Below are 23,587 nucleotides of genomic sequence, written 5' to 3'. Positions count from 1 at the left end.
ATGAAGGCTCATAACGACCTTAAGTGCCAGTCAGTTGGGCTGATCCTTCCAATGCCGCCTACGCGAGCAGGGAAGGCTTCAACGTCTGCAACCGTCCAAGGAGGCCGTTGATGAACGCAGGAGATTCGTCGGTGGACATGACCTTGGCCAGTGCCACCGCTTCGCTGACGGCTACGCCGTCCGGAACGTCGTCGTTGTAGAGGAGTTCCCAGGCGCCGATCCGCAGGATGATGCGGTCGACCGCAGGCATCCGCTCCAAGGTCCAGCCTTGGGCGTAGGTCTGCAGGAACTCGTCGATGGTGGGCTGCATGGCAACCACGCCCTCCACGATGTCCATCGTGTACGGGTTGACCACGAGGTCGGTCATTTCCCGGCGGGCCTTCAAGACCTCGAAAGCGGAAGCGGAACGCTGCTCCGCCTCGAACAGTACCTCGAGGGCCCTGCTACGGGCCTTACCACGGGCGCTCACTAGTCGTTGACCCGGCCCAGGTAGCTGCCGTCGCGAGTGTCTACCTTGACCTTGGTGTTGTTCTCAACGAACAGGGGCACCTGGATCTCGTAGCCGGTCTCAAGGGTAGCTGGCTTGGTTCCAGCCGAGGAGCGGTCGCCCTGCAGGCCCGGCTCGGTGTAGGTGATTTCAAGGACAACGCTCGGGGGCAGTTCGATGTAGAGCGGAGTGCCCTCGTGGATGGCAATGTTGACCATCTGGTTTTCCAGCATGAAGTTGGTGGCGTCGCCTACCGTGGCACCGGAAACCGTGATCTGGTCGAAGTCCTGGGTGTCCATGAAGACGAAGTCCGCGCCGTCCTGGTACAGGTACTGGTAATCGCGGCGGTCAACCGTGGCAGTTTCGATCTTGAGGCCGGCGTTGAAGGTCTTGTCGACCACCTTGCCCGACATGACGTTGCGCATCTTCGTGCGCACGAACGCGCCGCCCTTGCCCGGCTTGACGTGCTGGAACTCAATGATGTTCCAGAGCTGGCCCTCGAGCTTCAGCACGGTTCCGTTCTTGATGTCATTTGTGGTTGCCACTAGTATCCTCTGGTTTCTCTCACTGGTGCTAGCTACTGCTTTAGCTACTGGTTTAGCTTCCAGCCGACTATGCCAAGCAGGCATGCCTTGAAGGCAGCCAGCGCGTATTTATCAAAAATCCAAAGTCCATTCTACCGGCAAAATGCGGGGTGCCTGCCCCCGCCCTTGTCAGGAAACGAACTCGAGGACGTTCCGGGCGCGTTGCAGGGCCACAGCAGAGGAATAGATCAGCGAAGCGTCGGCTGCCAAGGCCACGCGCAGGTCCAAGGCCTTGGTGAACGACTCCGCCGCAGCGACGTGATTGCCGGCCACAAAATGGGCCCGCCCCAAATACTGGTGGACGACCGGTTCCTTGGCGGTTCCGTGGACTTCGCCCAGTAGCTGGCGGAACAGCTCCACCGCACGGTCAAAGCGGTTGGTGGCACGGTGCAGTTCGGCTTCGAAGATCCGCAATTTGAACGACTCGGGATCGTTGTAGCGCGCCTCGGCCAACAATTCCGCGGCTTCGCCCGGGTGGCCTTCGAGCATGAGCGCCATGATGCGGTCGGCGGGATCGCTGGACTCAGCGAGTGCCAACTGCATGGCTTCCTCATTGACGATGGCCGGCAGGAGAGTATCCGGGTTCGTGCGCACCCCGGGGAATCCACCCGTGGGCCAATCACTGATGCTGCTGAAGGTCTCGGTGGTCATGATGCGATCTCCTGGTAGGCAGCGAAGAGCAACGAGGTGTCCGGCACGTCGAGTATTCCGGGCTTTGCCACGCCGTCGAGCACCACGAAACGCAAGAGGTCTCCGCGGGACTTCTTGTCGCGGCGCATGCCGTCGAGCAGGCCCTGCCAGCGGTCCCGGCGGTAGGTGACAGGCAACCCGAGTCCCTCGAGGATGGTGCGGTGCCTGTCGGCGTCGACGTCGGAAAGCCGGCCGACGCTGCGGGCGAGTTCGGCGGCAAACATCATGCCGACAGAAACCGCTGCGCCATGCCGCCACGAGTAGCGTTCCACGAGTTCGATCGCGTGGCCGAGCGTGTGCCCGTAGTTGAGGATTTCACGAAGGCCGGATTCCTTGAGGTCTTCGGAGACCACTTTCGCTTTCACCGCGATGGCACGTTCGATGAGCTCGCGGAGCACCGCCGACCCTGGATCAGTGACTTCCTCCGGCTTGTTTTCGACGAGTTCCAGGATGGCGGGATCGGCAATGAAGCCGCACTTGATGACCTCTGCCATTCCGGAGATCAGCTCGTTCCTGGGCAGCGTCTGGAGGGTGTCCAGGTCCGCCAGGACAGCCGCGGGCGGGTGGAAGGAACCCACCAGGTTCTTGCCTTCCGCCGTGTTGATGCCGGTCTTTCCGCCCACGGAAGCGTCCACCATGCCGAGGAGGCTCGTAGGCATGTGGATGACCTTGACGCCGCGCAGCCACGTGGCGGCGACGAATCCGGCGAGGTCGGTGACCGCGCCGCCGCCGACCGCCACGATGGCGTCGGAGCGGGTGAAGTCGTTCTGGCCAAGCACTTGCCAGCAGAAAGCGGCAACCTGGATGTGCTTGCCTTCTTCGGCGTCGGGGATCTCAGCGGTTAGGGCGGTGAAACCGGCTGCCTCGAGTTCGGCACGGACCGTATCGCCCGTGAGGCGGAGGGCACGCGGATGGACCACGAGGACCCGCCTGACGCGCTCCCCCAGCTTCGAGGGAAGGGTCTCCAAGAGGCCGCGCCCGACGACGACGTCATAGTTCTCGTTGGCGGACTGGCCGCTGACCTTGATGACAGTTGATTCGTTGCTCACTTTTGCACTTCCTCTTTCAAGGCCGCGTATTCACGCAGTCTTTCCTCCACGTGGAGGGCGATTTCCGCCACGGTCCCGGACCGGACGTCGACAGTGATGTCTGCAAGGCGTTCATAGACAGGACGCCGGGCGGCAAAAAGGGTCTCCCAGCGGGCCATGGCGTCACCGGCCAGCAGTGGCCGGCCCGTGTTGCGGGCGATGCGCTCAGCGACTGTCTCCGCATCGCACTCAAGGTAGATCACGGTGCAGGCACCCAGCAGTTGCTGGGTGCCGGAATCCAGCACTGCGCCACCACCCAGCGAAACCACCGCTCCGTTGATGTCCGCAGCTTCAACCGAGCGTGCCACCGTTCTGGCCTCGATCTCCCGGAATGCATGTTCTCCACGACCGGCGAAAATATCCGCGATAGTGCCGTGGTGCTCAACGATGACGGCGTCAGTGTCCACGAACGGCACGCCCAATTGCTGGGCGAGCTGCTGGCCGATGACCGATTTTCCAACGGCCATCGGCCCCACCAAAACGATCGCGCGCCCTTGACCGGCGCCCGAGGTACCGCGGACCACTAGTGGCCGACCGAGTCCAGGGTTGCCGGGATGCTGTCCAGGTAACCCCGAAGGTTCCGAGCCGTCTCGGCGACCGAGTCACCGCCGAACTTCTCAGCAACGGCCTCGGCCAACACCAGGGCGACCATGGCCTCGGCCACGACACCCGCCGCCGGAACGGCACAGACGTCGGAGCGCTGGTGGTGCGCCTTGGCCGCCTCACCGGTGCTGACGTCGATGGTCTTCAATGCACGCGGGACGGTGGCGATGGGCTTCATTGCGGCGCGGACACGCAGGACTTCGCCGATGCTCATGCCACCTTCAATGCCACCGGCACGGTTGGTCCTGCGGACGATCCGGCCGGTCTCGTCCTTGACGATCTCATCGTGCGCGGCGGAGCCGCGGCGTGCCGCGGTCAAGAAGCCGTCGCCGACTTCGACGCCCTTGATCGCCTGGATCCCCATCAGGGCAGCAGCCAGGCGGGAGTCGAGGCGACGGTCCCAGTGCACGTAGCTTCCGAGTCCAGGGGGAAGACCGTAGGCCAGAACTTCGACAACACCGCCGAGGGTCTCGCCTTCCTTGTGTGCCGCGTCGACCTCAGCCACCATGGCGTCCGAGGTTTCTCGATCGAAGCAACGCAAAGGATCGGCATCGAGGGCCAGGACGTCGGACGGCAGAGGCAGTGGACGGCCCTCGGGCACGGTCACGCTCGCGATGGACACCGTGTGGCTCACGAGCTCGATGCCAAGCTGCTTCAGGAATTGCGAAGCAACCGTACCCAAAGCGACACGCGTGGCAGTTTCCCGGGCGCTGGCGCGTTCCAGGACAGGGCGGGCCTCAGGGAACCCGTACTTCTGCATGCCGGTGAAATCTGCATGGCCGGGCCGCGGACGGGTCAACGGCGCGTTCCGGGCTTGGTCTGCGAGAAGCGCGGGATCCACGGGGTCGGCAGACATGATCTGCTCCCATTTGGGCCATTCGGTGTTGCCGATCTGGACCGCGACGGGACCGCCCTGCGTCACGCCGTGCCTGACGCCGCCAAGGATGCTCACTTCGTCCTGCTCGAACTTCATCCGGGCGCCGCGGCCATAGCCGAGACGGCGACGCGCCAAGGCGTCGCGTATTTCCTCGCTGGTGAGTTCCACACCGGCGGGGACGCCTTCAATAATTCCGAGCAGTGCCGGGCCATGGGATTCACCGGCAGTCAACCAACGCAACATATATCCAATCCTGCCATGTAAGGCCCTTACTAGACCCGCCGGGGAAGCCCGACTGAGTCACACATCACATCTATGACATCGGCGGTGACGTCGGTTCCGGAAAACAAACGGATCTGCTCCACGGCTTGGTAGAGCAACATCTCCAGTCCCGGAACCACTACTCCACCCCGCGAATGCCATGCTTCGGCAATGCGGCTGGGCCAAGGATCGTAGGCGACATCGAGCAGGACACCCCAGTTATCGTGGGGAACTTTGTCGGCGTCGGGAAGCTGCTCGAGCTGCGCCGCGATGCCGTCCGCTGCCCGCGGCGGAAGCGTGGAGATCACCAGATCGGCTCCCGCCATGCCTTCAGCGGCTTCGGCCAGCGGCCGGAGGTGAATGGAAAGCCCGACGGCGGCTGCCGCGGCTTTCGCCTCGGCGGCCCGTCCGGCGTCGCGCACGAAGATGTCAACGTGTTTCGAGCCGAGCTCGCGGAGCGCTGCAATAGCCGCTGCGGATGTCCCGCCGCCACCAAGGATCGCGGAGTTCGGCTGCTCTGTGACTCCTGCATTCCTCACGGCTTCCACGATGCCGGCCACATCCGTGTTGTGGCCGACCCGCCGCACGCCGTGCCCGGTGTCTTCAAACGCAACCGTGTTGATGACACCCAAGTACGCGCCGGCTCCGCGGACCTCGTCGACTTCGTCCACCATGGCGGTCTTGAGCGGCATGGTAACCGACAAACCGCACCAGTCGTCGCCGGCCTCAAGGCCCGCCATGAAGGCCGGGAGCCGCTCAACTGTTACGTCGATCGCCGAGTATTCGATGTCGAGCCCGAGCTTCGCATAGGCCGCGCGGTGGAGTGCTGGTGACTTCGAGTGGCTGATGGGGTGCCCCAGGACGGCAGCACGTCTACTCACACGCACCGTCCCGCGTTGGCCGCACACCACGCGTTGTACTGGTCAACGTACTTGAGGTGTTCCGCCAGCGTGCTGGAGAACTTGGTTTCCTTGGTGTCGAGGTTGATGGTTACCCAGTAAAGGTAATTGTTGGCTGTCGGCTTCGCGGCAGCATCGATCGCCGTCTTGCCTGGTGAACCAATGGGCCCGACCGGAAGCCCCACGTTCGCGTAGGTGTTGTAGGGGTTGCTCTTGTCAGCCTTCTGGGCATCGGTCAGGTGGAAGGTCTTGGTGCCCAGGCCGTAGGTAACCGTGGCATCCGACTGGATGAGCCCGTTCGTCTCGGTGTTGCCCGGCTTGAGCCTGTTGTAGATGGCGCCAGCCACGTTGCCGTAGTCGGCCTGGCCGCCTTCAGCCTGCACGATGCTGGCCACCGTGATGGCCTGGTACTGCTTGGCGGGATCCGTGACGCCCTGGGCCTTGAGCTCGTCGGTGGTGGCCGTGACGAGCTTCTGGAGGATGTCCTTGGCAGGCGTTCCAAGGGGGAAACGGTACTCCCCCGGTGCCAGGAAGCCTTCCAGGTTCTTTGCCGGGGCAGGGATGCCAAACTGGGCCGGCGAGTCGCTGAGCGCCTTCAATTCGGACAAAGGTATGCCCGAGCCCTTGGAGATCGCATCAAGGGATTCACCGATACGCAATCCTGCACTCAGCGCGAAATACATGACCTTGGAAGAATCCTTGCCGAGGAGCACATTCACCGCATCGGAGTTCTTCATTTCCGTTTTGAAGGTGAAATCACCGGGTGAGAGTTCACCCCCGGCAGCAGTGAAAGCCGCCACGAAAGAATCCGCGTCGGCAATGACGTGCTGGCTCTGAAGGTTGGTCGCGACAAGTTTGGGGCCGGAGCCCGGGGCCACAGTGATGGTGACCGAGCCCGTACCCGGGCCGGGGTAGTCGCTGACCTTGTCCATCCCGAGCAGTGGCTTCAGGAACTGCGCCCCAACGGCAACCGCCGCGACGAACACTGTGAGGGTGAGCAGCAGCGCGAGAAGACGACGGCGCCTGCGGACCTTCTTCGAGGGAACCTTTGGCACAGGAGTCGCAGCTGCCATGAGGTCATGGGCGTCGTGCTCATGATGGACTTCGAAGTCGAACTGGGAATCGTGGTGCTCAAAACCGTCGGCATGGGCCTGCAGTTCGTGGAACTCGTCACCGTGGGCGACGTCGTAGCTGTGAACAGAGTCATCGTGCAAAGCATCGTGCTCAACAATGTCTGGATGCACCACGTCGTAGTGCTCGACGTCTGGCTGCACGGTGTCAGCGTGCTGCAGGAGGTCGTCATGCGAAGCATCGTGCTGCCGAACGTCCTCGTCGGGCTGAACCGTTTCGCCGTGCGAAGGCGCGGCATGCGAAGGAGCGGTTTCGTTGAGAACGCCGTCGTCGTGGAAGTCAGTAGCGTGGATGCCCGCGTCCGGGGCGGCCGATGCGTAGTCCGGGACATATGCAGGCTGTGGCTTCGGGACTGCGACAGGTTCAAAGTGGACAGGCACAGGTGGTGGCAGTACCTCCTGGTTCTGCGTCTCCAGGAAGCGTTCCCTGGCACGGATTTCACGACGAGTCAGGGGCCGGTTTCGGCCTTCTGCTGCGTCGTTGGAGGGGTCGTTGTTGACCGGGCTCACAATTGTCTTCCCCTCGTTGGAGAGTGTGGATCAATGCCGGAGGCCGGCAGCGGCGCACTGGCACCGTCAATGTGTTGGGGTGGCATGGGCGCCTGCACGCGCCTGCCCACATCCGCACCTCTGGCTTTTTGCATGTCGATCGCGTGCTGCAGAATTCCGGCAGCGGCAACCTGATCCACCACTTTACGATGATCCTTGCTGCTCATGCCAGCTTCATGGAGATTGCGGTGGGCCGTCACGGTACTGAGCCGCTCGTCCACCATGTTGACTGGAACGTCGAGTCCGCGGCGCTGCAAGTGGGTTGCCAGCAACTCCGCGTAGTCGGTAGCCATAACGGCAGAAGCGTGTTCCTCACCCTTCATCGTGCGCGGCAGCCCGACGAAGATCTGGACTACGGCGAGCTCCGCGACGTGCCGGACAATGACCCCGACGTCGGAATTCTTCTTGGCGTCCCGGCTTACCGTCTTGAACGGCGTGGCCAGGATCCCGTCCGGGTCGCAGATGGCAACTCCCACACGGACGGTGCCGACGTCCACCCCCAGTTTGATGCCCCGGGGGTAGTCGTCGTTGCTCGCAGTGGCCTCCAAAATCAGCGCTTGGCGATCGCGTCCACAACGGCCGCAAGGGCCGGTGCGATCTTCGCGGCGTCGGTTCCGCCGCCTTGGGCGACATCGTCCTTGCCGCCACCGCCGCCGCCGAGGATTCCCGCGGCCACGCGGACGAGGGCGCCTGCCTTGACGCCCGCTTCACGCGCTGCCTCGTTGGTGGCCACGATGATGACGGGACGGTCGTTGCTGACACCGGCTACGGCAACCGTGGAAGCGTCGGAGCCGAGCCGGCTGCGCAGGTCCATGGCGAGGCTGCGGAGGTCGTCCGCTCCCCCGACCTGGCCGGCGTCGTGCGCCACTACCCGGACGCCTGCGGCATCCCGGGCCGTGGCAACGAGGTTCGCGGCGGCTGCCGTCAGCTGTTCCTTACGGAGGCGGTCGAGTTCCTTTTCCGTCGCCTTGAGCTTGGCCAAGGTGCTGGAGATCCGGTCTGCCAACTGGCCCGAGGGGACCTTGAGCATTTCCGTGAGCTCGGTGACCAAGGCGCGCTCGGCTGCGAGGTGCCGGAAGGCGTCAAGGCCGACGAAGGCTTCCACGCGGCGGTTTCCCGAACCGACGGACTGTTCGCCGAGCAGCGATAGGCTCCCGATGAGGGAGGTGTTCGCCACATGGGTGCCACCGCAGAGTTCGCGGGACCAGGCGCCGTCGATCTCCACAACGCGGACTTCGCTGCCGTAGTTCTCGCCGAAGAGGGCCATGGCGCCGAGGGCCTTCGCTTCAGCAAGGCCCATCACCTTGGTGTCCACCCGGAAGTTGTTGCGGATGGCGATGTTCGAGACCTCTTCGATCTCGGACTTCGTGGCGGCACTCAATCCCTCGCCCCAGGCGAAGTCGAAGCGCAGGTAGCCGGCCTTGTTGAAAGAGCCACGCTGGGTGGCTTCCGGGCCGAGGATCTGGTGCAGGGCGGCATGCACGATGTGCGTGCCCGTGTGGGCCTGCTCTGCGGCGTGGCGGCGTTCGCGGTCGACGGCGGCGCGCACCAAAGCGTCCGAGGCGATCTCGCCTTCGCGGACGATTGCCTTGTGGACGCTCAGGCCCTTCACGGGGCGCTGGACGTCGAGGACCTCGACGACGAAGCCGTCACCGGTGATGAGGCCCTTGTCTGCGGACTGGCCACCGGCTTCGGCGTAGAACGGCGTCTCGTTGAGCACGAGCTCGATTTCATCGCCCGTGGATGCGTGGGCAACACGCCGGCCGGAGCTGACGATGCCGCGGACACGGGCCTCGCCCTCCAGCTCGGTGTAGCCGGTGAAGACGGTCTCGCCTTCGGCCAGGAGCTCCTGGAAGGCTGAGACATCGGCGTGTCCACCCTTCTTGGACTTGGCATCCGCCTGGGCACGCTGACGCTGTTCGAGCATGAGGCTGCGGAATTCAGCTTCGTCAACCTTCAAACCGGCTTCCTCGGCCATTTCGAGGGTGAGGTCGATCGGGAACCCGTAAGTGTCGTGCAAGGCGAAGGCATCTTCGCCTGACAGCGGCTTGCCAGCCGCCTTGGAGAGCACCACGGCTTCTTCAAGGCGGGCAGTGCCGGAGGCGATGGTGCGCAGGAAGGCTCGTTCTTCGGCATAGGCGATGCGGCTGATGCGGTCGAAGTCGGTTTCCACCACGGGGTAGACGCCCTTCATGGCGTCGCGGGAAGCCGGAAGCAACTGCGGCAGGCAAGCTTCTTCGACCCCGAGGAGGCGCATGGCGCGGACGGCACGGCGAATAAGCCTACGCAGGACGTAGCCGCGGCCTTCGTTGGACGGGGACACGCCGTCCGAGATCAGCATCAGGGCCGAACGGATGTGGTCTGCAACGACGCGCATCCGGACATCGTCCGTGTGGTGAGGGTCATCAGCTGACTCGGCGGAGGTGTACTCCTTGCCGGACAGGGCTGCAGCCTTGTCGATGACGGGACGGACCTGGTCCGTTTCGTACATGTTCTCGACGCCCTGCAGGATCATCGCGAGGCGCTCCATGCCGAGCCCGGTGTCGATGTTCTTCTTAGGCAGCTCGCCAGCGATGTCGAAGTCCACCTTCGAGCGGACGTTCTCGATCTGGTACTGCATGAATACGAGGTTCCAGATTTCGACATAACGGTTTTCGTCGGCGATGGGACCGCCTTCGGCGCCATAGGCCGGGCCGCGGTCGTAGTAGATTTCCGAGCATGGGCCGGCGGGACCAGGCTGCCCGGTGGACCAGTAGTTGTCCGCCTTCCCCATCCTCTGGATGCGCGAGGCGGGGATGCCGGTGTTCTTGAGCCACAGATCCTGGGCTTCGTCGTCTTCCTCGTAGACGGTCACCCAGAGGCGCTCAACGTCGAGCCCGTAGCCGCCGTCGTCGACGCTCTTGGTGAGCAGTTCGAACGCGAACTTGATGGCGTCTTCCTTGAAGTAGTCCCCGAAGGAGAAGTTTCCGCACATCTGGAAAAACGTCCCGTGGCGGGCGGTCTTGCCCACTTCCTCGATGTCGCCGGTGCGGATGCATTTCTGGACGCTCGTGGCGCGGTCGAAGGGCGGCTCCTCGCGGGCGGTGAGGTACGGAATGAAGGGAACCATGCCGGCCACAGTGAAGAGCAGGGAAGGGTCGCTGGATACGAGCGACGCTGAGGGGACGGCGGTATGGCCCTTGCTGACAAAAAAGTCCACCCAGCGTTTGGTGATCTCCTGCGACTTCATTAGCTGATTACTTACCCTTCTCAATTCACTGCACATGAGTTTGTGCGCGGTTTTGGCATGTGCCATTGCCGCAGCTTCTAATTCTGCCCTGTTGACGGCCGCTTGGGCGAACCGCGGCGCGTTGTACCGCGGCTGCTAACGGCTGCCGGCGTCGGACTCTGCGATGCCGAGCGCGGACCTGAGGTCGACTTCGCGTTCATTCATTCCGGCGCGCACGGCGTCGGCGAAGTCGTACACGCCATCGGCCAGTCGCGCTACGGTGCGGTTCAGGCCGTCGGGACCAATAGCGGCCTGTGCTTGGGTGATCTTGCGGAAGGCGATGACGCCGATTGCCACGCCGATCCCCATCCAGACGATTCTTTTCACAGTTTTCCTGACATACGACGATCGTGGCTTACGAATGGACTCAGCGGCTGCGGCGGCCACTGCCCGGTTTGCGGCGGGCGGCAAAAGCCGTGCGCACTCCATAGCTGAACGCTGCCACCTTGATGAGCGGCGAACCGACTGTTGCGGCCACCAGTGAGGACAAAGCAGAGATGTTGGCGGAGGCGTCGGAAACGTTGGAGGTGATCCCATCCACCTTTTTCAGCTGCTGGTTTGTGGTGGAAACCGTCGCGGTGACCTCGTCCATGAGGGGCGTCGCTCCGTCGCTCAAGGAGCGGATGGAGGTGCGGACTTCATCGAAGACGCGCCCGAGTTTGAGGATCGGCACAGCCAACAGCACCACAAGGAGCGCGAAAACTCCGGCCGCGATCAGGCCTGCAATATCGCCACCAGTCATGGACTCTCATCTCCTAGCATTTGTTGCGTTGCCGCTGGTGCGCCATGTGGTTCTACACAGGCACCCCGGCGTGGCTTCCCCAAGTACCTTACATACAAAGAAGCCCGCGGCGCGTGCCACGGGCTTCTTTGTATGTGCTTGCTGGAAATCAGCGAGCGTAGAATTCGACCACGAGCTGCTCTTCGCAGGTCACGGGGACCTCGGAGCGCTTCGGGCGACGAACCAGGCGTGCCTGCAGGGCGTCGATCTTGACGTCCAGGTAAGCCGGAACGACGTTCAGAACGTGTGCGCCGGCAGCTGCAACCTGGAACGGAGCCATGACTTCGCTACGGCTGTGAACGTGGATGAGCTGGCCTTCGGCAACGCGGAACGACGGGCGGTCCACGCGGATACCGTCAACGAGGATGTGGCGGTGCACAACCAGCTGGCGGGCCTGGGCGATCGTGCGGGCAAAGCCGGCACGCAGCACGAGGGCGTCGAGACGCATTTCGAGCAGTTCGATCAGGTTTTCACCGGTCAGGCCCTTGGTGCGCCGTGCTTCTTCGAATGCACGGGTCATCTGGGCTTCGCGGATGCCGTACTGGGCGCGCAGACGCTGCTTTTCGCGCAGACGTACAGCGTAGTCAGAGTCCTGCTTCTTGCGGGCGCGGCCATGCTCACCGGGGCCGTACGGACGGCGCTCCATGTACTTGGCGGCCTTGGGAGTCAGAGCGATGCCGAGTGCACGCGAAAGGCGTGCGGTACGGCGAGCACGAGTGTTGTTAGCCACTTGTGTCCTTCCAATATCTGCGGTGTGTCAGTGTTACTGGCCTCCATGAGGGAGAGCATCGGCCAACCGCTGCCTTTTGCTACGGGGCGCAGGGCACAGCATCAAAACCTGGATTTTGATGGATTGTGCGCCAGGCCTTGCCAGACAAGCATCTAGCCTACCATGACGCCTACTTGCCCCGGATGATCCTGCGCAGCCGCTCGAGCCTGGGAGCAATATCCCGTTCAGCACCGTTTGCTGTGGGCTCGTAGTAGTCCCTTCCGACCAGATCATCCGGGGCATACTGCTGGGTGGCCACGCCGTGCGGGGCATCGTGGGCGTACTTATAGCCCTGGCCGTGGCCAAGGCCCTTCGCTCCCTGGTAGTGCGCGTCCCTCAAATGCGCGGGAATCCCGACCCCCATCCCCGCACGCACATCGGCGATCGCCTTGTTGATGCCCATGTAGGCGGCATTGGATTTGGGCGCCGTCGCCAAATGCACCACGGCTTCGGCGAGGATGATCCGGCCCTCGGGCATGCCGATCAACTGCACTGCCTGGGCCGCGGCGACCGCGGTCTGTAGCGCGGTCGGATCTGCCATGCCGATGTCCTCGGCAGCCGAAATGACGATCCGGCGGGCCACGAAGCGCGGGTCTTCGCCGGCTTCGAGCATGCGGGCCAGGTAATGCAGGGCTGCGTCGACGTCGGAACCCCGGATCGATTTGATGAACGCACTGGCGACGTCGTAGTGCTGGTCGCCCGCGCGGTCGTATCGGACAGCGGCAGCGTCCAGGGCCCGTTCCGTATGGCGGAGCTCGACGACGACCGGAGCCTCCGGGGGCCCGTCACCCGCGAGCCCGGGCTCTTCGGAGGCGTCTCCGCCGTCGTCATTCCGGTCCCCGTAGGCCACACCGGCAGCGGCCTCGAGCGCAGTGAGCGCGCGGCGGGCATCTCCCCCGGACAAGCGGACCAAATGCTCAAGGGCTTCCGGGGTGAGCTCCACTCCCCCTGCCAAACCGCGGGCATCGGCAACCGCCCGTTGCAGAAGCCCCTCGATGTCGCTGTCGGTAAGCGGTTTCAGGGTAAGCAGCAGCGATCGGGAAAGCAGCGGGGAGACCACCGAGAACGAAGGGTTTTCGGTAGTAGCTGCCACCAGGACCACCCAACCCTTCTCGACCCCGGGAAGCAGGGCGTCCTGTTGGGCCTTGTTGAAGCGGTGGATCTCATCCAGGAACAGCACTGTTGTGGTCCGGTACAGATCCCGGGCAGTCAAGGCGTTTTCCATGACCAGGCGGACATCCTTGACGCCCGCGGTAATGGCGGACAATTCAACGAACTTCCGGCCCGGTCCCCGGGCGATGACGTGCGCCAGCGTGGTCTTGCCCGTGCCCGGAGGTCCCCACAAGATGACCGAGCTCGGGCCGGCAGGACCGGCGGCGTCGGCCCCCGCGGCAAGCTGCCGCAAAGGAGACCCTTGGCCCAGCAAATGCTGCTGGCCCACAACCTCGTCGAGGGTCCGGGGCCTCATTCGGACAGCCAAAGGGCTCCGCGGCGACGACGGACGTCCCGTGCGCGCACGTCCCGTCCCGGAACGGTCCGAATCCGCCGCCTGGCTGCCGGCATCGTCGTCGTTGTCCGCGTCGGCACCAAAGAGATCTTCCACATGGATAGGCTACTCATGATTCCAGCTAAGGAGACATCGACGTGGAGACCCGGCCGTCCGGCCCCAACGAAAAGCAGCGTACCGCCTTCATATCCGGTGAGCGGCTGCCCGGCTGGGTGGACCGCTTCGCCGCGAGCCATGGCGCCGTTCAGGAAGAGCTCGACGACGGCGGCACCCTTTTACGGGCGGCCGACGGCGCGACGGCGCTACTGAGAGCCCCGTGGCCCGTCGATGGACGGCCCGGAAAGGGCACCACCACAGTTGAGCGTTTAGCGTCGCTCGCTTCGCAGGAACGGCGGCTCGGCATCATCTTGGTGCGCCGGGGCGGCTATGCCGTGGGGGTCGTGAGCGGCGGCAAAGTGTCCGCGTCCAAATCGGGTTCCCGCTACGTGCAGTCACGCTCGGCGGCAGGTGGATCTTCGCAGCAGCGCTTTGCCCGTCGCCGCGAGAACCAGGCCAACGCGCTGACGGAAGCTGTGGCGGGTTATGCCGCCGGCGTGTTCGCCGGACACAGTATTGAGTATCTCGTTCTGGGCGGCGACGCCGCGCTGTCCGCGGCGGTCCTGGAAGAAAAGGCGTTGAAGGCGTACGCGTCGAGGATAAGGCTCGCGTTCCTCGCAGTTGACGACCCCAACGCAACCGTGCTTCGCAGGGCTGCGACAGATGCCTGTGCCGTGCGGATCGAGGTCACGGATCCGTTGTAGTTGCGTGCAGCGCCAACACCGCCAATGCAAGATCGGTGGGTTTCTGGAGGTCCAGCCCGGTGTACCGTTCGAAAGCCGCCAACCGGTTCACCACCGTGTTCCGATGGCAAAAGAGCCTGCGCGCCGTCTCCACCAGGCTTCCTGTCCCGAGGAACGTCGTGGCCGCTTCGAGGATGCGTGCCCGTTCCTGTGGTGCACAGTCCTGCAGCCTGGGGAACACGAGCTGTCCCGGATCGCAGCCGAGCTGGGACAATCTGTGCCTGGTGATGGACAACCACCTGTCCCTGAGGGTGAAGACACCAACGCTTCCCATGGGCAAATCGCGCATGACTTCGCGGGCGGCGGCAGCTGAGGTTCTCACACTGCCGAGCCCTTCAGCCAGTGGCGCCACGGCTACCGCCATGCCATCGAAGAGGACTGACTCGTCATAGCTGAGCGCGTCGCTATGCTCCGCGTGACCCTGCCCGCCCCGCTTGTGGACGACCAAGGTGTGGTGCTCTTGGTCGAAGGTAAAGAAGGCTGCCAACCTCTTGGCCCGGTGACGCAGGCGGCGTTGCACAGTCAGACTGTCTTCCCTGCTGACCGCTGCCACAAGGAACCGTGCGCCGACGTCGACGCGCAGGGCTCCGGCGATCCGGGCGAGATCCGACTCCGACGGTTCCGAGGGCGCCAATAGTTGCGAGAGGTACTGGTGCTGCAGATCGGCGTTGGCCCGCTCGATATCCTCCAGTTCGGCCACGTACCGTGCCTGGACCCGTGAGGCAAAGGTGTCCACCGTGCGCCAGACGAGTTCGGTCCTGCTGACCAGCAGCGCAGGATCCACCGCCAGCGCGGATGCGGACAACGCATCCCACACCACGGAAAAGTCCAGCCTGATGGCGCGCACCAGACTGTCCAGGGGGAGCCCTTGCCTTGCGCGACGCTTGCCCAGTTCTCCCGCGATGGACTCAAGGCTGTCCATGGTGGTTCCCCCGCCCCGCAGCACGTCGAGAATGGCCACCAAGGAATCGTGGCTGCTGCGGCGAAGGTCCTCAATGGTCAGCCCGGACTCGCTGTACACGGGATCCTGGAGGATTTTCCCGATGAATGTATCCACCATGCCAGGGAGCAGTTCCGACAATGCCGCAACCACGCCCCGCCATTTCTCATCGTCCGTCATGGCACCTCCACCGTCCTCCTTCATCATGCCTCCCGAAGAGGAAAAGCCGCTTGTACCTTCGTACATTAATTGGCCCTGATTTGAGGTGATGTTGTCATTGGCCGCGCCACCGTTGCTTGGGACGATCGATGTCAGCCGTTTTCATGGCGGCAGTCACATTTCTTAGGCCAGGAGTTTTCGATGACCACCAACATCCCTGTCGAGGAGCGGCCAACGGCTGTCCGCTCCGACGAGCAGTCCGGATATAAGAAGGGCCTGTCCAACAGGCAGGTGCAGATGATCGGGATGGGCGGTGCGATCGGCACCGGACTGTTCCTTGGCGCCGGGGGCCGGCTTGCCTCGGCCGGTCCCGTCCTTCCCGTTGTCTATGCGATCTGCGGCGTCTTCGCCTTCTTCGTCCTGCGGGCCCTTGGCGAGCTCGTCCTGCACCGCCCGTCGTCGGGCTCCTTCGTTTCATACGCAAGGGAGTTCTTCGGCGAAAAGGCTGCCTATGTGTCCGGCTGGGTGTACGCGATCTCCTGGGCGCTCACGGCGATCGTGGACATCACCGCCATCGCCGTGTACTTCCACTACTGGACGGCCTTCAGTTCCGTCCCCCAGTGGGTCCTGGCCTTGGCCGCACTGGCAGTCGTGACCGGGGTCAACCTCATTTCGGTCAAACTCTTCGGTGAACTCGAGTTCTGGTTCGCCATCATCAAGGTGGGTGCCTTGGTGGCCTTCCTGATCGTGGGCGGCATATTCTTCGCCGGCAACTTCCCCGTCGCAGGCCACAGCCCCGGTTTCTCCCTGATCGCCGAAAACGGCGGCCTGTTGCCGAACGGGCTCCTGCCGGCCGTCATCATCGTCCAGGGCATTGTCTTCGCCTACGCCGGGATCGACCTGATCGGAGTAGCAGCGGGTGAAACGAAGAACCCGGCGAAAGTCATGCCCAAGGCTGTCAACGCGGTGATTTTCCGGATCGCCATCTTCTACGTCGGGTCTTCGGCGCTGCTGGCCCTGCTGCTTCCCTTCAACGCGTACAAGGCCGGCGAATCGCCGTTCGTGACCTTCTTCGCCGCCATTGGGGTCCCTGGTGCAGGCGACGTCATGAACTTCGTGGTCCTGACCGCAGCGTTGTCCAGCCTGAACGCGGGCCTGTATTCGACCGGACGCATCTACCGATCCATGGCCCAGACCGGCACGGCGCCCAAGTTCATGGAACGGATGAGCCGCGGTGGGGTTCCCTACGGCGGGATCCTCTTCACCGCGGCCATCACCTTGCTGGGTGTCGGACTGAACGCCGTGGTTCCGGCCATGGCCTTTGAGATCGCCCTCAACGCGACGGCCTTGGCCATCCTGTGCACTTGGGGAACCATCGTCCTGTGCCAGCTCAAGCTCTACAAGCTGTCCAAGAAGGGGCTCATGCTCCGGCCCGCGTTCCGTATGCTTGGCGCTCCCTGGACGTCCTACCTCACTTTGGCCTTCCTTGCCGCCGTCATGGTCCTCATGGTCTTCGACTTTCCGGTGGGGACGTACACGGTCGCATCGCTCGCCATTATTGTCCCGGCGCTCATCGCCGGGTGGTACGCCGTCCGCAAACGCGTGCACGAACTGGCCATCATCAATCCCGGAAGCCATGTCCTCCCGGTCATCCCGTCAGCTCCCAAGAACGGAACGGAAGGCTCCGCATCATGAGCAGCACCCCTACCATCGGCGTAAACGCCGGCGTCACCACCTCCGAGGCCTTCCTCCGCGACTTCCGCAGCCTCTCGGCGATTGGCGAGACCCCAGGCCATGGCGTAGACCGGCAGGCAGCAACTACCGCCGACGCACAGGCCCGCACCTGGTTCACCTCCCTGGCTGCCCAGTACGGCTTCCGCACCGAAACGGACCAAGTAGGCAACCTCTACGCGCTCCTGGAATGGACACCCGGCGCGCCCTACGTCCTGGTTGGATCCCACCTGGACAGCCAGCCGACAGCCGGAAAGTACGACGGCGCCTATGGGGTGGCTGCCGCACTGCACGTCGGCCGGCGCCTGGCCGAGTCCACCGTTCCCGGGGAGAAGCCCAAATACAACCTGGCCGTGGTGGACTGGTTCAACGAAGAGGGCTGCCGCTTCGCGCCTTCCATGATGGGAAGCTCCGTCTACACCGGAAAGCTACCGGCCGAAACCGCCCTCGCCATGACCGACGTCGATGGCGTCACAGTACGCCAGGCGCTGTGCGCCATCGGACAGCTCGGCATCGGCAACGGCCCCCAGGCCGCAGCCTACGCCGAGATCCACATCGAGCAAGGCCGTTCCCTGGAGGACTCCGGAACCACGATAGGCCTGGTCCACTCCTGCTGGGCCGCAGCAAAGTACAGCGTCACCGTCCATGGCGAGCAAGCCCACACCGGCTCGGCAGTCATCGCGGACCGCAAGGACGCGCTCCTTGGCGCATCGCGGCTCGTCGTCCTGCTGCGCGAGATCGCAGACCACTTCCCGGGAGCCGTGCTGCACACTTCAGTGGGGAACCTGACCGTCTACCCGAACTCCCCTGTGGTGGTTCCGTCCAAGGTGGAACTAGTCATGGACATGCGCACTGCCGACGAGGACGTGCTGGCAGCAGCCAAAACGCTGCTCCGGGCCGGAATCTCCCGCATCGAGGCCGAGACGAACGTCTCGATCGCCGTCGAGGAATCCCATGCCTGGGGCATCAACCCGTACCAGCCTGCCGGCGTCGAACTGGCCCGGGAATGCGCGGAAAAGCTCGAACTGAGCAACACGCCGGTGTTTACCCTGGCCGGCCACGACTCGATCAACATGAAGGACATCGTTCCCACGGTCATGCTGTTCGTCCCCAGCGTGGACGGCATCTCCCACAATGAGCGCGAGTTCACGCACGACGACGACGCCTGCGCAGGAGTGGACATGCTCACCGAAGTCGTGGCCCGCCTCTGCCGTGGAGACCTGGACGGGGCGAAATGACACTTGCGGACGAGCTTGGACTGCGTGTTGCCGTCCTTCAAGCCACCGGTCTTGTTGACTCGATGGCAGAAAACCTCCGGCGAGTCGCCGTCGGCGCGAACGAGGCCCGGCAACGCGGCGCGCAGCTCCTGGTCACCCCGGAGCTGTTCACCAGCGGCTACGCACCAAGCATGGTCCACGGCACCGACGGTGCCGCGCAGCGCGAGCAGCTCGCGGCCATCACCGTCGAACATGGCATCGCACTGGTGGCCTCCACCGTGGAACACGAGGAAGACCGGCACTACATCAGCGCCTCGCTGTTCGGCCCCGACGGCACGGAACTGACCCGCTATCGGAAGCAGAACCTCTTCGGCGCCGACGAGAACTACGTGTTCACGCCGGGAACCGAGGCGCCCGCCGTCGTCGACTTCAACGGCGTCCAGATCGCCCTCGGCATCTGCTTCGACGTCGAGTTCCCCGAGTTCGTGCGGTCCGCCGCCCTGGCGGGCGCCGAATTGCTGTGCGTGCCGACGGCGGTACCGCTGCGCGCCGCGGACGACGCTGGCGAGCAGCCCCTCGACACGCGGCTGATCCCCTCCATGGTGGTCCCCACCCGCGCGCTCGAAAGCCAGCTCTTCATCGCCTACGCCAACCATGCCGGTCCGAACTTCGCAGGGCTGAGCACCATCGCCGACCCCTATGGGCGGCACCTTGCGACGGCGTCCGTCGAAGGTGAGCTGATCCTCGCCGACGTGGACCTCGCGGTCCACGCCCAGGCCCGCCGGGACACTGGCTACCTGGCCCGCTTCATGACCAACGAACCCACCGCAACAAACCACAAAGGACACCAGTGACCATCGCAGCCACAAGCACTCCGACTGCACCCGCGGCCGCAGCCGCTCCCATCACCATGCTCAACCCGGATTTCCCGTTCCCCTACGATGACTTCCTTGCGCACCCGGCAGGGATCGGCAGCGTCCCCGAGGCCATGCACGGCACCGAGGTAGCCGTCATCGGCGCCGGCCTTTCCGGACTGGTTGCCGCCTACGAGCTCATGAAGATGGGCCTCAAACCGGTCATCTACGAATCCTCCAGGATCGGCGGCCGCCTCCGCGGCGGGACCCAGCCTGGGCAGTCCGGCCCCGTGGCGGACCTCGGCGGCATGCGCTTCCCCCGCTCGGGACGGTCCTTCTTCCACTATGCCGACAAGGTGGGGATCGAAACCGAGCCCTTTCCCAACCCGCTCACCCGGGCAGCGGGCAGCACCGTCATAGAGCTCGGCGGCCAGGCGCACTACGCCGAGACCGCGGCGGATCTTCCGCAGTTCTTCGGCGACGTCGCCGCAGCCTGGGACGACTGCCTCGAAGAACGCGCCCACTTCACGGCGATGCAGGAAGCCATCCGGAACCGCGAGCTGTCCACCATCAAGCGTCTCTGGAACGAGTTGGTCCCGAAATTCGATGACGTCTCCTTCTCCGGCTACCTCGCCACCTCCAGGGCTTTCTCCGCGCTACCGTTCGAATACCGGGAAGCCTTCGGCCAGGTCGGCTTCGGCACCGGTGGCTGGGACACCAACTTCCCGGACTCGTTCCTCGAAATCCTCCGCGTGGTCTACGTGGACGCCGACGCCGAACAGCACCGGATCATCGGCGGCGCCCAGCTTCTCCCGCAGCGGCTGTGGAACCACACTCCCGAAAACCTGGACCATTGGCCGGCCGGCACCAGCCTCGCGTCGCTGCATGGCGGCCATCCCCGCGGGGCCGTTGCCGCCGTCGCGCGCGTGAAGAACGACGGCGGCGCCCCCGGCGACATCGCCGTCACGGACCGCTGGGGACGGACTACGGAATACCCGGCGGTCATCGCCACGTGCCAGAGCTGGTTGCTCTCGGCGCGCATCGACGTGGACGAATCGCTCTTCAGCCACAAGCTCTGGACCGCGATCGAACGCAGCCACTACATGCAGTCGTCCAAGACCTTCGTGGTTGTCGACCGGCCTTTCTGGAAGGACATCGACCCCGAAACCGGACGCCAGGTCATGAGCACCACTCTCACGGACCGGCTTACCCGCGGTACCTATCTCCTGGACAACGGCCCGGACCAGCCCGCGCTGATCTGCCTGTCCTACACCTGGAACGACGACGCACTCAAGTGGCTCCCCTTGGATGCCAACGAGCGCGTGCGGCTCATGCTGCACTCCCTCAAACAGATCTACCCCACGGTGGACATCGCCTCGCACATCGTCGGCGACCCCATCACTGTCTCGTGGGAAGACGATCCCAACTTCATGGGCGCCTTCAGCGACAACCTCCCAGGCCACTACCGCTACCAGGAACGGCTCTACACCCACTTCATGCAGGAAGGCCACCTGCCCGAACACCGCGGCATCTTCCTCGCAGGCGATGACGTTTCCTGGACCGGAGGCTGGGCCGACGGAGCCGTGACCACGGGCCTCAACGCCGTGTGGGGCGTGATGAACCAGCTCGGAGGTTCATCCCCGGCGGAGAACCCCGGCCCCGGCGACCGTTTCGAGGAACTCAAGCCCATGCGCCTCCCCTAGGCTGCCCCAAGCCCTCGCCGGAGTCGTGCACCGGCGAGGGCGTTATATTGTCGGTGCCTCCTGCGATGCTGTGGGTATGGATGGAAGGACAGCCTGGGGTGTGGACAACGGCGCGGACAGCAGGGCGGCCGTGGCGGCCGCGTCCGTTGCGGCGCTGACCGCCGTCGCCGGCGGCGCTGATTCCTCCGAAAACACCGATCCGCTCCATGACTCCGATCCGCTGCGGGGCCTGGCGGATGGTTGCCTGGACGGCCTCGCCGAAATCGCCCGGCTGGAAGCCCGGACCGCCGCGCTGAAAGCGAAACTCGCCGCGGACTACCTCCAGGCGGCCAGGGCCCTGGCCTCCCCCGCGGCCTCACCGCAGGAAGCCACCGCCCAGGAGCTTGCCCTCATCGCCGAGGTCGCCTGCGTGCTGACCGTCAGCGAACGCACCGCCGCGGCGTTCCTGACCGCATCCCAGGCCCTGGCCACGGGCCTGCCGCTGACCCTGGCCGCCCTCGAGGCCGGCACGATCTCCTGGCAGCACGCCCGGATCATCGTCGACGAAACAACCGGCCTGGACCCCGCCGCGGCAGCCGCCCTGGAAGCACACTTCCTGGACCCCCACGCACCGGACCCCGCCCGCGGCTGCCCGGCCGGGGACCTCGTCCCCGGCCGGTTCCGGGCCAAAGCACGCACCTGGCGCGAACGCCACCACCCGGTCAGCATCGAAGAACGCCACACCGCCAAAGCCCGGGACCGGAGGGTCGAATACCTCCCGGACCGCGACGGCATGGCCTGGCTCTCCGCCCACCTCCCCGCCGCGACCGCGGCAGGGATCTGGGACCGGACCACCGCCGCCGCCCGCGCCCTCCAAGGCCCCGCCGAACCCCGGACCCTCGCCCAGCTCCGCGCCGACATCACCGCCACCTGGCTCCTCACCAACACCACCACCAACACCAGCAACACCACCGGCACCAGCGCCGCAACGCCCGACGGCGGCGGCGGGGCAGGAGCCGGGGGCCTGCCCGACGGCGGTCTGGAACCGGGGCGGGTTCCGTCCCCGAGGGCGCAGGTCCTGGTCACCGTCCCGGTCCTGTCCCTGCTCGGCGCCACGGACGAACCGGCCATGCTGGACGGGTACGGGCCGATCCCGCCGTCCATGGCCCGGCGCCTCATCGCCGAGGGCGCCGAGTCCTTCCACCGCGTCCTGACCGACCCCCGCGACGGGGCGCCGCTGGAAATCGGACGCACCAGCTACCGCCTCACCAAAGCCATGCGTCAATGGCTGCGGCTCCGCGACGGCAAATGCCCCTTCCCCGGCTGCAACAACCACTCCCTGGACAACGACGCAGACCACCTCCTGGCCTGGGCCGACGGAGGAACCACCGGCATCTCCAACCTGGGCCAGCCCTGCCCCAAACACCACCGCCTCAAACACCGCACCGCATGGACCCCCACCCCGGCCGGCAAAAACCACCCGCCCGGATGGACCTCCCCCTCACACCGGCACTACCCCGGCGAACACCAGGACTGGGAACCACCCCGCTGGCCAGACCATGTCCCGATCACCGAGACGGACACCGGCACCCCACCGGACCTGGTCCCCCGGCCGGACCAAGAATCGCCCGCATATCCCGAACCCGACCTGCCCCCGGATCCGTTCCCCGACTGGAACTCCTTCACCGCCGCACACCCATGGCCCGACCCCGACGACGATGCCGACGACATGGACGATCCGGACTGGCCAGTGCCCGTGGACGACCCCTTCCCGGAATGCGCCGCGCACCAAGACGCCTGACCGGGCAGAACCCGGGAAAAGAGACGCAGGCGCTAAGAAACGCAGGGACCACGCCCCTGAACGCCCCCGGGACCGGCAGCACGCGGCCACGCTTGCTAGCAGCCGGACAATGCCCGTCGGGGCCGTGCCTGCCGGTATAGGTACCTGCCATGCTCTGCGAAACCGGCGCCCTCGTACAGGGCCTGGGCGCCGGTATTCGAGGCCATCACAAGTAGCCAGAACTCGGCCGCGCCTCGGTGGCCGCCCGCTTCCAAAAGCGCACGCAGCACCCGCCGCCCGAAGCCCTGCCGACGGTGTCCGGCCGCGGTTGCCATGCAGTAGATGCCTCCCTTGCCGTCAACCAGGGCGAGGCGCCCGACGGCGGCCGGGGCGCCCTCGTTGTCCCTGACGAGGGCATAGACCGAGGGACACGACACCAGGATCTTCCGTGCAATCTCCAGCTCGGTGTCTCCCCCGCGCCCGTCCACCGACCACCAGAGCCTGAGCCACTCTTCGGAAGGCTCGTCGGAGATCTCGACGTCGTTCGGCCAGCCATCGCGCGGGGCACCGGGTAGACTGCCGCCCGGGCGGACCATGATGAGGGTCTCCGACTGCCGGGTGAATCGCTGCGCATCAAGCACCGCGTTGAGGCCCGTGCTCCGCTCGTCGTCGAAAACCTGGACGATCAGCGGCAGGCGCCGGGCGCGGTACCAGTACGTGGCGGCTCGTACTGCCGACTCCTCGTCTCGCGCCTGTTCCCTCGGCCAGACCGAGTTTGCCCGCTGGGTGACACCTCCTGCGGCCCGCATGACCCATCCCTCGGTGTCCTCACGGTCCGGGGCGGGCCATGCCCGGTCCATCAGCTCCTCAATCAATCCAAGGCTCATTTCCT

The 23,587-nt window shown here is 65.0% G+C and carries 22 protein-coding genes; 6 read left to right on the top strand and 16 right to left on the bottom strand.

What is annotated here, in order from left to right; translation table 11 throughout:
* Positions 1-58: 58 nt before the first annotated feature.
* From nusB to QRN59_RS09435, 14 genes are all read right to left on the bottom strand, one after another.
* Entirely contained in the window at positions 59-469 is a 411-nt protein-coding gene (nusB, locus tag QRN59_RS09500; protein WP_284982264.1) for a transcription antitermination factor NusB, read from the bottom strand.
* The gene (gene efp / locus QRN59_RS09495) at positions 469-1,032 is read right to left on the bottom strand and encodes an elongation factor P (RefSeq protein WP_028267136.1); all 564 of its coding nucleotides are present in this window, start codon (positions 1,030-1,032) and stop codon (positions 469-471) included. Before efp ends, nusB begins: the two co-directional genes overlap by 1 nt.
* Before the next feature lie 168 nt (positions 1,033-1,200).
* Complete coding sequence (locus tag QRN59_RS09490; RefSeq protein ID WP_284982263.1) at positions 1,201-1,722, bottom strand: tetratricopeptide repeat protein; 522 nt, start codon at positions 1,720-1,722, stop codon at positions 1,201-1,203.
* A complete protein-coding gene (aroB, locus tag QRN59_RS09485; RefSeq protein WP_284982262.1) occupies positions 1,719-2,810 on the bottom strand; it encodes a 3-dehydroquinate synthase in 1,092 nt (363 codons plus the stop codon). Before aroB ends, QRN59_RS09490 begins: the two co-directional genes overlap by 4 nt.
* The gene (locus QRN59_RS09480) at positions 2,807-3,373 is read right to left on the bottom strand and encodes a shikimate kinase (RefSeq protein ID WP_350225226.1); all 567 of its coding nucleotides are present in this window, start codon (positions 3,371-3,373) and stop codon (positions 2,807-2,809) included. The genes aroB and QRN59_RS09480 overlap by 4 nt, the downstream gene beginning before the upstream one ends.
* Positions 3,373-4,572: a chorismate synthase gene (aroC, locus tag QRN59_RS09475; RefSeq protein ID WP_284982260.1), complete on the bottom strand. Its 1,200-nt coding sequence runs from the start codon at positions 4,570-4,572 to the stop codon at positions 3,373-3,375. The genes QRN59_RS09480 and aroC overlap by 1 nt, the downstream gene beginning before the upstream one ends.
* Before the next feature lie 29 nt (positions 4,573-4,601).
* Positions 4,602-5,471, bottom strand: a complete 870-nt coding sequence (locus QRN59_RS09470) for a shikimate dehydrogenase (RefSeq protein WP_284982259.1) — start codon at positions 5,469-5,471, stop codon at positions 4,602-4,604.
* Entirely contained in the window at positions 5,468-7,129 is a 1,662-nt protein-coding gene (mltG, locus tag QRN59_RS09465) for an endolytic transglycosylase MltG (RefSeq protein ID WP_284982258.1), read from the bottom strand. The genes QRN59_RS09470 and mltG overlap by 4 nt, the downstream gene beginning before the upstream one ends.
* Complete coding sequence (ruvX, locus tag QRN59_RS09460; RefSeq protein ID WP_284982257.1) at positions 7,126-7,716, bottom strand: Holliday junction resolvase RuvX; 591 nt, start codon at positions 7,714-7,716, stop codon at positions 7,126-7,128. Before ruvX ends, mltG begins: the two co-directional genes overlap by 4 nt.
* A 2-nt stretch (positions 7,717-7,718) precedes the next feature.
* A complete protein-coding gene (alaS, locus tag QRN59_RS09455) occupies positions 7,719-10,397 on the bottom strand; it encodes an alanine--tRNA ligase (RefSeq protein WP_284982256.1) in 2,679 nt (892 codons plus the stop codon).
* A gap of 135 nt (positions 10,398-10,532) precedes the next feature.
* Complete coding sequence (locus QRN59_RS09450; RefSeq protein ID WP_284982496.1) at positions 10,533-10,745, bottom strand: hypothetical protein; 213 nt, start codon at positions 10,743-10,745, stop codon at positions 10,533-10,535.
* 58 nt (positions 10,746-10,803) lie between these two features.
* Complete coding sequence (locus tag QRN59_RS09445; RefSeq protein ID WP_284982255.1) at positions 10,804-11,178, bottom strand: DUF948 domain-containing protein; 375 nt, start codon at positions 11,176-11,178, stop codon at positions 10,804-10,806.
* Positions 11,179-11,326: 148 nt separating this feature from the next.
* Positions 11,327-11,947, bottom strand: coding sequence for a 30S ribosomal protein S4 (gene rpsD, locus QRN59_RS09440; RefSeq protein ID WP_028267147.1), 621 nt, complete (start codon positions 11,945-11,947; stop codon positions 11,327-11,329).
* Between the two features lie 169 nt (positions 11,948-12,116).
* On the bottom strand, positions 12,117-13,589 hold the full coding sequence (locus QRN59_RS09435; RefSeq protein WP_284982254.1) for a replication-associated recombination protein A: 1,473 nt from the start codon (positions 13,587-13,589) through the stop codon (positions 12,117-12,119).
* Positions 13,590-13,630: 41 nt separating this feature from the next.
* Here QRN59_RS09435 and QRN59_RS09430 point away from each other — a divergent pair, with 41 nt between their 5' ends.
* The gene (locus QRN59_RS09430; protein WP_284982253.1) at positions 13,631-14,293 is read left to right on the top strand and encodes an acVLRF1 family peptidyl-tRNA hydrolase; all 663 of its coding nucleotides are present in this window, start codon (positions 13,631-13,633) and stop codon (positions 14,291-14,293) included.
* Here the strand turns inward: QRN59_RS09430 and QRN59_RS09425 are convergent.
* The gene (locus QRN59_RS09425) at positions 14,277-15,452 is read right to left on the bottom strand and encodes an RsbRD N-terminal domain-containing protein (RefSeq protein ID WP_284982252.1); all 1,176 of its coding nucleotides are present in this window, start codon (positions 15,450-15,452) and stop codon (positions 14,277-14,279) included. The two genes, QRN59_RS09430 and QRN59_RS09425, sit on opposite strands and share 17 nt — an antisense overlap.
* A 180-nt stretch (positions 15,453-15,632) precedes the next feature.
* Here QRN59_RS09425 and QRN59_RS09420 point away from each other — a divergent pair, with 180 nt between their 5' ends.
* The 5 genes from QRN59_RS09420 to QRN59_RS09400 all read left to right on the top strand — a co-directional run bounded on the left by QRN59_RS09420 (position 15,633) and on the right by QRN59_RS09400 (position 22,716).
* Positions 15,633-17,126, top strand: coding sequence for an amino acid permease (locus tag QRN59_RS09420; RefSeq protein ID WP_284982251.1), 1,494 nt, complete (start codon positions 15,633-15,635; stop codon positions 17,124-17,126).
* Complete coding sequence (locus QRN59_RS09415; RefSeq protein ID WP_284982250.1) at positions 17,123-18,400, top strand: M20 family metallo-hydrolase; 1,278 nt, start codon at positions 17,123-17,125, stop codon at positions 18,398-18,400. Before QRN59_RS09420 ends, QRN59_RS09415 begins: the two co-directional genes overlap by 4 nt.
* Positions 18,397-19,233 (top strand): nitrilase-related carbon-nitrogen hydrolase, encoded by an 837-nt coding sequence (locus QRN59_RS09410; protein WP_284982249.1) that lies wholly within the window; start codon positions 18,397-18,399, stop codon positions 19,231-19,233. The genes QRN59_RS09415 and QRN59_RS09410 overlap by 4 nt, the downstream gene beginning before the upstream one ends.
* Positions 19,230-20,936 carry a flavin monoamine oxidase family protein gene (locus tag QRN59_RS09405; RefSeq protein WP_502871042.1) on the top strand — a complete coding sequence of 569 codons (1,707 nt, stop codon included), beginning with the start codon at positions 19,230-19,232 and terminating at the stop codon, positions 20,934-20,936. Before QRN59_RS09410 ends, QRN59_RS09405 begins: the two co-directional genes overlap by 4 nt.
* Positions 20,937-21,012: 76 nt before the next feature.
* Positions 21,013-22,716: an HNH endonuclease signature motif containing protein gene (locus QRN59_RS09400; RefSeq protein WP_284982248.1), complete on the top strand. Its 1,704-nt coding sequence runs from the start codon at positions 21,013-21,015 to the stop codon at positions 22,714-22,716.
* 95 nt (positions 22,717-22,811) lie between these two features.
* Here the strand turns inward: QRN59_RS09400 and QRN59_RS09395 are convergent, their stop codons facing one another.
* Positions 22,812-23,582, bottom strand: coding sequence for a GNAT family N-acetyltransferase (locus tag QRN59_RS09395; RefSeq protein WP_284982494.1), 771 nt, complete (start codon positions 23,580-23,582; stop codon positions 22,812-22,814).
* Positions 23,583-23,587 lie beyond the last annotated feature (5 nt).

The sequence above is a fragment of the Arthrobacter sp. efr-133-TYG-118 genome, from assembly GCF_030209755.1.
Lineage (GTDB): Bacteria > Actinomycetota > Actinomycetes > Actinomycetales > Micrococcaceae > Arthrobacter.
The sequence above is the reverse complement of the archived record's forward strand: the minus strand, read 5'-3'. Positions and strand labels throughout refer to the sequence as shown.